The organism is Methylobacter sp., from assembly GCF_036845245.1.
GTDB lineage: Bacteria > Pseudomonadota > Gammaproteobacteria > Methylococcales > Methylomonadaceae > Methylobacter_A.
The window spans coordinates 26,806-38,027 of record NZ_DAIUEH010000055.1; the positions used below are offsets into that span (position 1 = coordinate 26,806).

At 47.2% G+C, this 11,222-nt stretch carries 10 protein-coding genes; 6 read left to right on the forward strand and 4 right to left on the reverse strand.

The features are described 5' to 3' along the window. Positions 1–23 precede the first annotated feature (23 nt). From V7051_RS20255 to V7051_RS20280, 6 genes are all read left to right on the forward strand, one after another. On the forward strand, positions 24–1,193 hold the full coding sequence (locus tag V7051_RS20255) for a D-alanyl-D-alanine carboxypeptidase family protein (protein WP_333877852.1): 1,170 nt from the start codon (positions 24–26) through the stop codon (positions 1,191–1,193). Continuing rightward, complete coding sequence (locus tag V7051_RS20260) at positions 1,183–2,028, forward strand: D-amino acid aminotransferase (protein WP_333877850.1); 846 nt, start codon at positions 1,183–1,185, stop codon at positions 2,026–2,028. Before V7051_RS20255 ends, V7051_RS20260 begins: the two co-directional genes overlap by 11 nt. Then, complete coding sequence (locus tag V7051_RS20265) at positions 2,021–2,284, forward strand: YbeD family protein (RefSeq protein ID WP_333877849.1); 264 nt, start codon at positions 2,021–2,023, stop codon at positions 2,282–2,284. The genes V7051_RS20260 and V7051_RS20265 overlap by 8 nt, the downstream gene beginning before the upstream one ends. 63 nt (positions 2,285–2,347) lie before the next feature. After that, positions 2,348–2,977, forward strand: coding sequence for a lipoyl(octanoyl) transferase LipB (gene lipB, locus V7051_RS20270; protein WP_333877848.1), 630 nt, complete (start codon positions 2,348–2,350; stop codon positions 2,975–2,977). Then, positions 2,974–3,930, forward strand: coding sequence for a lipoyl synthase (lipA, locus tag V7051_RS20275; protein WP_333877846.1), 957 nt, complete (start codon positions 2,974–2,976; stop codon positions 3,928–3,930). The genes lipB and lipA overlap by 4 nt, the downstream gene beginning before the upstream one ends. A gap of 82 nt (positions 3,931–4,012) precedes the next feature. After that, entirely contained in the window at positions 4,013–5,731 is a 1,719-nt protein-coding gene (locus V7051_RS20280; RefSeq protein ID WP_333877844.1) for a hypothetical protein, read from the forward strand. 204 nt (positions 5,732–5,935) lie between these two features. On the opposite strand, the gene V7051_RS20285 is transcribed toward V7051_RS20280, so the two are convergent. The 4 genes from V7051_RS20285 to V7051_RS20300 form a co-directional block, all read right to left on the reverse strand. Next, positions 5,936–7,396 (reverse strand): restriction endonuclease subunit S, encoded by a 1,461-nt coding sequence (locus V7051_RS20285; protein ID WP_333877842.1) that lies wholly within the window; start codon positions 7,394–7,396, stop codon positions 5,936–5,938. Continuing rightward, a complete protein-coding gene (locus V7051_RS20290) occupies positions 7,390–9,414 on the reverse strand; it encodes an N-6 DNA methylase (protein WP_333877841.1) in 2,025 nt (674 codons plus the stop codon). Before V7051_RS20290 ends, V7051_RS20285 begins: the two co-directional genes overlap by 7 nt. Positions 9,415–9,597: 183 nt before the next feature. Then, the gene (locus V7051_RS20295; protein ID WP_333877839.1) at positions 9,598–10,599 is read right to left on the reverse strand and encodes a TniQ family protein; all 1,002 of its coding nucleotides are present in this window, start codon (positions 10,597–10,599) and stop codon (positions 9,598–9,600) included. A 2-nt stretch (positions 10,600–10,601) separates the two neighbouring features. Continuing rightward, entirely contained in the window at positions 10,602–11,162 is a 561-nt protein-coding gene (locus tag V7051_RS20300) for a TniB family NTP-binding protein (RefSeq protein ID WP_333877897.1), read from the reverse strand. Positions 11,163–11,222 lie beyond the last annotated feature (60 nt).

Below are 11,222 nucleotides of genomic sequence, written 5' to 3' on the forward strand. Positions count from 1 at the left end.
TGAGTCCCCCCCATTAGAGAGCAATGATCCTTAAACATTTTTCCGTTTTATTATTATTTTTTAGTTTGTTGATTGTCACAACCACGGCAAACGCAGAAGACACCGAAATCGCAACCCCGGCAGCACCGACCATTGCCGCCAGCGGTTACATATTAATGAACTATAACACCGGCAAAGTGCTCGCAGAGAACAATGCCGATGTTAAGCTCGCTCCCGCCAGCCTCACCAAGATTATGTCTGTTTATGTGGTGTTTAGGGAGATCGCTAACGGCCATTTACATTTGGACGACTTGGTCACTATCAGCCAAAAAGCCTGGGAAACGCCCGGCTCGCGGATGTTTATCGAAGTCGGCAACCAGGTTAAAGTTGAAGACCTGTTAAAAGGCGTCATTATCCAGTCCGGCAACGACGCCAGCGTTGCTCTGGCTGAACATATCGCCGGTGATGAAAGCACTTTTGCCAACATGATGAATCAACATGCCGAACGTCTGGGCATGAAAAACAGCCATTTTGAAGACAGCAACGGGCTGCCCGTCGATAATCATTACACCACCGCCCGCGATCTGGCCATACTCACCCAGGCTTTAATCAAAGAATTCCCCGATTACTATCGCTGGTTTTCACAAAAAGAATTCACTTTCAACAATATCGTCCAACATAATCGCAATCAGCTGCTTTCCCGCGATGAGACGGTGGATGGCGTTAAAACCGGATTTACCGATGCAGCCGGCTATTGCTTGGTCGCATCTGCATTAAGAAACGACATGCGCCTGATTTCGGTCGTGATGGGCGCTAGCAGCCCTAATGCCAGAGCCAACGAAAATCAAAACCTGCTCAACTACGGCTTTCGTTTTTTTGAAGCGCACAAACTGTATCAAGGCAAAACATCGCTGGCCGAAGCAAGAATTTGGAAAGGCGACACTAAAAACATTCCACTTGGCTTGGCCGAAGACCTTTATGCCACCATTCCCCGCGGCCATTACAACGATCTAAAAGCCGTTATCAACATTGATAAAAAAATTACCGCACCTGTTAAAGAAGGCGCCAAAGTGGGCACTGTCAACGTCACGCTTAAAAATGAAGTTATCGCCGATAAAGACCTGATCGCCCTGAAAACGGTAGAACAAGGCAACATTTTTCAACGTATCTACGATAGCGCAATGATGATGTTGGAGAAGCCGGATGGACAATAAAACCGTCTATTTAAATGGCCAGTATCTTCCGCTTTGCGATGCAAAAATATCGGTCATGGATCGCGGTTTTTTGTTCGGTGACGGGATTTATGAAGTAATCCCGTCGTACTCGGGCAAATTGTTTCACTTCCAAGACCACATGGAGCGGCTGGAAAACAGCCTCTCTTCCATTCGCTTGACTAACCCGCATGACCGGGCGCAATGGCTGGAAATTCTGACACCATTGCTCGATGCCAGTCTGGATCAGTCTATTTACCTGCAAATTACCCGTGGCGTCGCCCCCAAAAGAGATCATGCTTTTCCGGAAAATGTTACGCCGACCGTGTTCGTGATGTGCTCAAACATCGTGCCACTTGAAAATCTGGATGCCGGAGTAAAAGCTCTCAGCGTTGACGACAGCCGTTGGGAACTGTGCAATGTTAAAGCCACCACACTGCTGGCCAACATTTTGCTCAGGCAACAAGCTATAGAAAAAGGCTGTGCCGAAGCCATCCTGGTTAAAGACGGCTATGTAACCGAAGGCGCCGCCAGTAACATATTTGCCGTCATTGACGGCATCCTGATTACACCGCCGATAGGTCACGAAATATTGCCGGGCATAACCCGTAACGTCATTCTGGAAATCGCCAGGGAAAATCTCATTCCTTACAGTGAAGACATCATTTCACTGGATGCCTTAAAAACAGCCGACGAAATCTGGTTAACCAGCTCTACCAGGGAAATCGTACCGATTGTCCAACTCGACAATGAAGCCATTGCAAACGGCAAACCCGGCCCCATATGGAGAACAATGAATCAATTGTTCCAGGCTTACAAGCAATCGCATTATGAGTGAAGAAACCCTATTAGAATTTCCCTGCCAATTCCCGATCAAGGCAATGGGCAAAACCAATGTTGAACTCGACCTGCTGGTTATAGAGATCGTGCGCAGACATGTTGCCGACATCAGCGAAGGCGCGGTCACAACACGCCCCAGCAAAGACGGCAACTACATCGCCGTCACCATCATTATAGAAGCCTCCAGCAAACAACAACTGGATGCTATTTACCAGGATTTAACCGACCATCCGCATGTTTTAATGGCTTTGTAGGAGCGGGGCCATGCCCGCGATGAAAACGCACAACATTGTAATCACTGCACTCATATCGCGGGCATGGCCCGCTCCTACAGCAACTTAATGGTAGCGATACGTAACTTAGGCTTACAGAACTATGAATCAACCTGGCAAGCCATGCAGCGATTCACCCAAAATCGCGATGCAGACACCGCTGACGAAATCTGGATCACCGAACACCCGCCCGTTTACACGCTAGGCTTAAACGGCAAGCGCGAGCATCTGCTGAATACCGGCGTAATTCCCGTTATCAATTCCGACCGCGGCGGCCAGGTAACTTATCACGGCCCCGGCCAGCTGGTAATTTATATCCTGATCGACATTAAAAGGCTGAATCTCGGCGTCCGCCAACTGGTCACAACACTGGAACAAGCGATGATCTTTGCGTTGGCTCAATACGGCATTACCGCCGTCGCCAGAGCCGATGCCCCCGGCGTTTATGTCGATAACAAAAAAATCGGTTCCATTGGCCTACGCATTAAAAGAAATTCCAGCTATCATGGCCTCAGTATCAACAACCATATGGATTTGCGCCCTTTCGACCATATCAATACCTGCGGTTACTCAGGACTTGAAGTAACCCAACTGGCCGACCTGGGCGTAACTATCAGCAATGCTGAACTCGCCATCCCTGTTACCCAAGCTATCATGACGGCATTACAACAATGACTTATCAAGCGCCTTCCCGCTCCACACCCGAATCCCACCAGCGCAACACCGAAAAGCTGGCAAGAATCCCGATCAAAGTGGAGCCTGCCGAAACCACTTTGCGCAAGCCGGAATGGATACGCATAAAAATATCGGCCAGCGACGAAGTCAGCCGCATCAAACAACTACTGCGCGAAAACAACCTGCATACCGTCTGCGAAGAAGCCGCCTGCCCTAACCTCGGCGAATGCTTCCAACACGGCACCGCGACCTTCATGATCATGGGTGATTTGTGCACCCGCCGTTGCCCATTTTGCGATGTCGCGCACGGCAAACCGCTGGCGCTAGACAAAGACGAACCTCAACACCTAGCCGATGCAATCCAGACCATGGCCTTGAAGTACGTGGTTATCACCTCGGTAGACCGCGATGATTTAAGAGACGGAGGCGCCGGACATTTCGCCGACTGCATCGAAAAGATCCGCCTGCAAACACCCGCCACCAAAATAGAAATCCTGGTGCCCGACTTTCGCGGACGCATCGAAAAAGCCGTGGCCATATTAGCCGAACAACCCTGCGACGTATTCAACCACAACCTCGAAACCGTGCCCCGACTATACAAACAAGTCCGCCCCGGCTCCGACTACCAGGGCTCGCTGAATTTACTGCAACAATTCCACCAAGCCCAACCGCAAGTGCCCACAAAATCCGGCCTGATGCTCGGCGTCGGCGAACAGCCGGATGAAGTTCATCAAGTCATGAAAGACTTATTAGCCCACGGCTGCTCAATGCTGACCATAGGCCAATACCTGCAACCCAGCAAAGCCCATCTGCCGGTGCAAAGCTATATCACGCCCGAACAATTCGATGAATACGGCGCAGTTGCTAAAGCCTTGGGGTTTAAACAAGTTGCCAGTGCGCCGATGGTTCGGTCTTCATACCATGCTGATCTTCAGGCTAAATCCGTAATTTAAAAAGTTGACAATTCCAATGCTAAATTGTACTGAACATTGCTAATTTGTACTCTACATCGCTAAACGCTACTGAGTGACAATCATGCGAAAGGCAATCCCAAGAATCAAGGAATTTCCAGATGATGGACGCATCTGGCGAGTAGATTGGTTTGGCGGCGTGGAGCGAAATCACATGGTTCCCACCGAACCTAAAATTCAGCTCATCATCAGCCCGCTACTGGACGGCGCAACAGATTACGCTGCCTCAAGTGCGGTCAATCACGAAGAGCGCCGTACAATCAGCATCGGTGTTGGACAACTACCGCTTGTCACCATCGGATCGCTCTGGCTCAACCGCCGCTGCCTCATTGAAACAGCGGGCAAAGATAAAATCTTCCATAACCTCACAATTTCACCTGATACGGTTCGCTTAGTTAAGTCCGATGCCAAGGTAGACGGGCATCCTCTCATCCTCAAGCGCTTCCATCAAATCGGTGCCGGGCTCGCAGCAAATTGTCTAGCCATTAAATGGCGTGACGATCCCTACGGCATCATTGTACCTGTTGCCGAAATTATCCGATTTTACTATGCCACCTCTACCGACTTGGCTAAGGTCATCTTTGCCGGCGACTTCCGTCACGACCTTGGCTCGATCGTAAATCCGGCTGAGTGTGGTTTTAACGAACAGGAAAAACGCTGTTTGCTCAAACTGCGCAAAGAGTTCGCAGATGCAGACGCTTGGATTATTGGCCGTATTCTGAACAACCAGGAAGCCTTTGCAGGAGCCACTCTCGTACATGATTCCATGATCAAGGAGGCTGTGCAAAACAAACCACGCCTATATCCGAAAGCCGCATTCCCTTTCATAGGTTCAACCAATCTGCGAGTACGGGTGAAGCCAATTCGAACGCCAGATGATAGCGGCTGGCGTTATATCGTTTTCGCCTTGGAACATTGCACAGGACCGTTTCCTTTTAATGCAATCACTTGCGACCGCGATAATAGCAACCTTCGCCCGGAAAAAGGCGAAGATCTTCCTGACGATCAGAAAAAACCGGCATTTCCGGCTAAACCGGCTTCTGGTAAAAACATAACCGATGGGGAATTGCAGAGCGACAACGAGCCTTCCAACAACGTGCAATCGGCAGTTATTACGCTACCCGAGGATCGTTTTGGTGCATTGTCCAGCATGGAGCTGGAAAAACCAGAAAAGGAGATGTGTCATTACATTAGCGCCGATACTGTTCGCCCCCTCGCTTTGCCAACAGATGTACTCGGTACTGGTGATGGCACCTATTCGGACAACGGAGTGACTCCAACAGAGGTAGAAACTGAACGTGTGCGTCAGGCGCCTCTACCGGTCAGCTTCGAAAATTTCGAGGCAATGATACGGCATTTGAATGAGTTACCGGGATACCAGGCTAGAATTCGGCCGATAAAAGACTCCATAGCACATATTCCGCTAACAAAACCTCGATGGACTAGACAATGGAGTTATCTGGATTCTGAACGAAAACTCAGACGTGCAGTAGCAATCGCCGATGTAACTCATAAGCTGCAAACCTACAGTTTGATCGAATTTCAGTGGCGTGATGGAGAAGCGTTCAAACTTGCCTTAATCTCTTTGCCTAGTGGAGTGAGGCTGAGTGATGAACTGATAAATAAGTTACTCTATATCCTGGCAAAGAAAAATGGACGCTGGGAAAATGCAAAGCCACTGCCTGCAGATACGCGGCTCGCAACGTTAAAACATACGTGGCCATGTGTAGAAGCATACGCTGAAGCAGTGACGTCAAAAATAAAAAATGGAAATAATATTTAAATGGTTGCCAAGTTGTTATATCCAACTTTGACGCAGAATCAATTTCTGTAGCAACCGCACAAAACTTAGACCTGGGCTGATCGCGTGCCATAGTTCCTTTGATAACCGCTTGACTTCGCCCTTGCGCGACCGTAAACAGGACATATCCTTACTGCTGGGCGCTTTTTGAACAATGTGGTTGCACTGTCTCATGGCTCATCCAGCTTATGCGCTTGGCAACCCTAACACGTCTTCATTAAATAAGCGCAAAGCCTCTTGTTCTTTTGTAAAGGCGGTGTAACGTAGTTGATTAGCCCGGAGTACGAGGCTATTGATTTCTTGCATGAGAGCCATATCAGTAAGTAAGGGTACGGACACTCCCGCAAGTTGGTATTGGTCAATTTCAAACACAACCGCGCCGTAAGTCTGGCGACGTATCAACGGTAACGCCCATTCAGAACTTAACCATGCATATAAATAACCTGCCCACTCCGCACTGGCGGGTATGGCTCTGAGTATATGCTGACTACCTGCCCAGCCTTGCCAATGTTTAGGTACAATATTAACTTTTCCTATCGTGCCACTGCATGTAATCAAAATCATATTTTCGTCTAGCGTCAATTGATCAGCAATGCGTTCGCCATGATGCTTGAGTGAAAGATATTTTTCACCGCGTGGGTCAAGCTCTAAAATTTCTTTACCCCCTAGAAATGGTACGCCTTGTTTTTCATCGACATAAACTCGTTTGAAACGGCCAGCTAAAATAATTTTTTGAGTAATTTTCTTATCGCCTAATGCTAAAACTTGCGCGGCGTGTTTGTGTAAGTGTTGGGTGATTGCCTGTGCCAACGGGTTATGATAATTGGCTTCGAGGCGGTGATTTAAATCTGCGACATTCATACTAAACCAGCGCAGCCCATTGTCGCCGTTTGCTGGCGGATTCAACTCTTCAACCGCTGGCAGTTTTAGCGCGGCTTGTAACTTGGCCTGGGCTTGTGCAATCAGGGAGTTTGATTCATCACGCAAGCTAAAGGATTCTGTAACGGTGTGGTGGATGTGGGTTTTAAGTATGGCTGGTGCGTCTGGAATCGGTAGCTTTAACAAATGCGCTGGTTCGACGTGTTGAATGACTGCACCGTAATTATTCGATTGTATAAGCGTTCGCCCCTGTGCGCTTTTGAAATAAGCGTACAAATAACCTGCATGATGTTCGTCATGACTACGAATTCTTAACAAGTCATGGCTAAAAATATTTCCTGCAAGTGTTTTGCTTACAAAAGTTACGTTGCCCACTGTGCCTGAGCAAGTCATTAATATCTGACCTTCTGAAACTCGAAGTGTATTCAAATCTACTAGCGTTTTGTCGGAAATATAAGCGACGGGGCTTGGGTTCAATTCACCGATTTGAGACGGCTGATAAATTGGAAATTTTGATTTTTGTACAAAGACACGCTTGAACCGAGGGCAATGGTGAATACTCGCCAGTTCGTGAATGGGAACGCATCCATATTGATTTGATTGGATTGCTGTTTCAGCTTGTTTTGCCTCTGTCGCATAAACACTCGCCTCCAGCCGCAAGCCACTTTCAAATATGCTTTGAATAGGCAAGCTTACCCAACTAAAGCTTTGTGGTTTGCTAGGCGCATCCCAAGTGATGGGAGCTTGATAGGCTGTCGTGGCTACCATGCGATACCTTCATTGCGTTTCCATTCGGTAAACACGGCAGGAACGGCACGGGTCTGGTCATCGGGGACTTTTTCAAGACGTTTAGCCGATTTCACTGTCGTTTGTCCGTCAGCGGTTTTGTCCAGTTCAGTCACGGTTTCATTGACTTCAATCAGTATTTCTTCGCCGTGCTCATCACGCTGGTAAAGATTATTACCACGTTTGTCGTGACCGACTTTATCAATAACCGCCATGAAAATATTGTAAGGGCGAAGCACACGAGTACGTTGCTCTTCGGCTTTTTCTTCCAGGGTTTTCTTTTGCAAAATTAAAATGGACGTTTGTACGCCTGTGTGCGGCTGAAAGGTGTCGGAGTCTAAATCGAGACTGGCAATAATTTTTGCTTCTTCCAATAACCATTGGCGAATATGCCCCAAACCAGGTGAGCCAAGAATGGAGTCTGGCAAGACAATTGCCATGCGTCCGCCGGGCTTAAGCAGCTGTAAGCAGCGTTCAATAAAAAGCTGTTCAGGGGGTGAAGCGGATAAAACGGTTTTCTTTCTCCATTCACCGTTTTTCGTTTTTTTAGGGCTTTCCCAGCCATGCCCGATAGCGTACTGGTCAAGCATGTACTCCTCTTTGATGAGGATTTTGCTGCCAAACGGCGGATTAGTAACGATAACATCAAAAAAACCGATGCTGTCTTTATTACTGAGTTCACCGGGTTTAATTTTCAGTGACTTAGCCAGCGCGTTTTTAAAATCGGCATCCCATAAATGCGGTGGCAATAACGAATCGGTGCGGAGAATGTTGCCGCTGCCATCGTTATTCATCACCATGTTCATTTTGGTGGATTTAACCAATTCGGGCGCAATGTCGAAGCCAAAAAATGAGCTTTCGGCCATTTCACTAATACGATTTTGCAGTGCTTTTTTTGCGTCATCATCCCATTCGCTTTCCGGTTTACCCAAGTCTTTCGCCCAATCCTGCTTGAGTCTTGCAATAACTACGTTCATAGCCGTTACTAAAAAACCACCTGTGCCACAGGCCGGATCCAATATTTTTTCGTCCAGTTTGGGGTTAAGCATGGCAACTGCCATGTGCATGACATTACGCGGTGTGAAAAACTGTCCTCTATCACCTTTAAGATTTGAGCCGACAATTTCTTCATACGCATGACCCTTGAGATCAATGTCAGTGTTTAAAAAACTGTAGCCTTGTAATTCGGCCACTATTTGCGCAAGGCTGCGCGGCGATAATTTAATTTCTTCGTTGCTGTCAAAAATCTGATTGAATTTGCTTTTTACGCGCTTGAAAATAGCTTCAATGCGCTGTTTGCACGCAATTTGCCCATCAATCGAAATACGCTCGTTGGAAGCGACATAAAATTCAAGCGGTTTGGGAATGTTGCGTTCATCTTCGATTTTGCAAAAAATGATTTTTAGAAACTCGAAAAAAGCGTTTTCTTTGTTGAAACCGTCAGTAACATGAATGGCATCATGGCTGCGGCGAAAGGCTAGAAATAAATTATCACCATCGGCTCGCACTAATTTAGGCCGTTTCGGTCGATCAATGTCTTCGGTGGATCCAGATACATCCGGAATGTCATTGAATTCTATAAATTCAGCTTGCCCCGCGAGGTTTTTTATTCTGCGCCATACTTGTCTTTGCCTACCGTTTGTCCATAAACCCCATTCACAATTAAGGCAAGCAGACATATAGCTTTTGAGTTGTTCAATGCCATCTTTTTTATCAGTAGGAGATACATTTTCTTTTTTGCATTCCACAATAATATGAATGTTTTCTTGTGTTTGCGGAAATTTTTCCAGATAAATGACGACATCTGCGCGAGGTTTATTACTGCCCATTTGTAAAGTTACTTCAACGCCAATTCTTTCACGCGGATACTTCAATTCATTGACTAATCGTTTTTCTAAATTTTGACGTACATATTCTTCGGGCGTGTCGTTTCTAAAATTGCCGCTAATAAAGTCACAAATTTTGCCTTCTGGAATAGTTAGGTAGTGGGGCGTACTCATTTTTGTTCCATTTTCTTATTACTTATTGTTTTTATTAGGTTATTATTCGCTTTCCGTAAACTAATAGCCCATGACATGACGCACAAAGTACACCATATTGGTAGTTCAAAACACGTAACTCGGGATCAACTAACCTCGTGTTTACCCTCCTACCACATCATCTTCGGTAAAATGTTAAGTAGATCAGTTATCACTAAATAGTCGTTTAACTTCGGAGAGATACCACTCTGGCGCTGCATTAAAATCTTTCCCGAGCACATTGTAACGTACAACCCTATATTTCCAGGCCGCTCGAAGACGAGAAGGCCAGCGGCTGATCAGCCACCAGGAGAGTCCCAATACATGATGGCGCTCGACAAGTGGCCGCAGTTCGAAAGCTATACGTCTTTTGACAAGAGGAATTGGCAATTGGTTGGTTTTCTCCTGAACATACGCTATCAATTTAGGAGCACACCTCATTGAAACCATCAAAGCACAAAATTGATGTAATACAGCAAGCTTGGAATAATCGAAATCCCGTGAATCAGCGGCTCCCCTATCAATCAAACGCAGGACTCTGCTCCAGGATAAAAACGTACGATCATTCCATTTGTTTACCGGCACTGTTGGCGCACTGCACAGATCGAATCCACAAAACCAGCAACACTGTAACGACGAACCATCAATTAAATCAGGCTTGCCCAGTTCAAGCCGATGAAAAACAACACCATTCCCACAGCTTGGGCAACGATCCCACAGCATCACATCATGCTTTGGACAAAAAGTGTAAAACGCCACACGCCACGACCTGCGATAGTAAGGCTCGCATCCCTCTGCCAAGCACTTTGAGCAAAACTGGAGACCATATCCTCGCCGTTTCCGGTGGTATATCTGTAACGGCAGTATCCAACGCAACTGCCCGGCCGGATGATACTTATCGTATAGTTTCCCCTCGTAACCTAGCAATGTTGTTTCCCAGACCCGCTTAAGTGACGTGCCTGTTTTCGCGCTCATGCTTTCAATTAACCACGCAGGAGCCATTCGATCGATGTCGCGGTTCCAAAGCTGGTGGTCGTTGCCGAACTCCTGGGCACAAAAAGTTTGAACCTTGAGTCCATTCGCATGCGCCACTCGCACCAACCACGACGACAGCAGCTCATCACGGTAAGGATGCGGATGCGCCGGCCACAACTCACCATTAAGCATACTCAACCGCCTCGATCGATTTGCCGCTTGCGGTCGGAGGGTGATACCCAATCAATGGCATTGAGAACCTTCTCATCGATGCGCTCCTTTCCTGACTCGACTGCGTATACGCCAGCCATATTAAGCAAGCGCGACAGCTCGCCGATATAACCTTCGCACATCGAGAACAATTTGGTAGATAAGGTCAGATCGTGCAATAAGGATGCCTCGCGCAGAGGCAACATGCGCTCAAAGCTCGCGAGCAAGCGCAGAAAATCGGTATCGAACTCCCAGCGAGGCAATAACACTGGCTCGAAACGGTTGGCCAGTTGCGAATCGGTCTGGAGCGCACGAAAAGCATCCCGCGTCCCCACTGTCACGATTGGCACCTGCAATTCGTTGCCCAAATACTTAAGCACATTTAAAAACGTACGCTGCTTGTTCAGGTTGCCCGCCATGATATGGTGAATTTCGTCGATCACCAGCATACGCAGCCCAACATATTTCAACAACTTGATAACCTGAAATTGCTTTCTGTCCACACGGTCGTTCGGTTTGTAAGGTGCAAACAACAGCTCAAGAATAGCATTTAGGACTTACGCAAAATTAGACTTTAAGTGTCGTCAATTCAACCCAAAGTTGGT

Coding starts and splice junctions, on each gene's coding strand:
- V7051_RS20255 (WP_333877852.1), top strand. CDS start 24: ATGATCCTTAAACATTTTTCCGTTTTATTATTATTTTTTAGTTTGTTG.
- V7051_RS20260 (WP_333877850.1), top strand. CDS start 1,183: ATGGACAATAAAACCGTCTATTTAAATGGCCAGTATCTTCCGCTTTGC.
- V7051_RS20265 (WP_333877849.1), top strand. CDS start 2,021: ATGAGTGAAGAAACCCTATTAGAATTTCCCTGCCAATTCCCGATCAAG.
- lipB (WP_333877848.1), top strand. CDS start 2,348: ATGGCCCGCTCCTACAGCAACTTAATGGTAGCGATACGTAACTTAGGC.
- lipA (WP_333877846.1), top strand. CDS start 2,974: ATGACTTATCAAGCGCCTTCCCGCTCCACACCCGAATCCCACCAGCGC.
- V7051_RS20280 (WP_333877844.1), top strand. CDS start 4,013: ATGCGAAAGGCAATCCCAAGAATCAAGGAATTTCCAGATGATGGACGC.
- V7051_RS20285 (WP_333877842.1), bottom strand. CDS start 7,396: ATGGTAGCCACGACAGCCTATCAAGCTCCCATCACTTGGGATGCGCCT.
- V7051_RS20290 (WP_333877841.1), bottom strand. CDS start 9,414: ATGAGTACGCCCCACTACCTAACTATTCCAGAAGGCAAAATTTGTGAC.
- V7051_RS20295 (WP_333877839.1), bottom strand. CDS start 10,599: ATGCTTAATGGTGAGTTGTGGCCGGCGCATCCGCATCCTTACCGTGAT.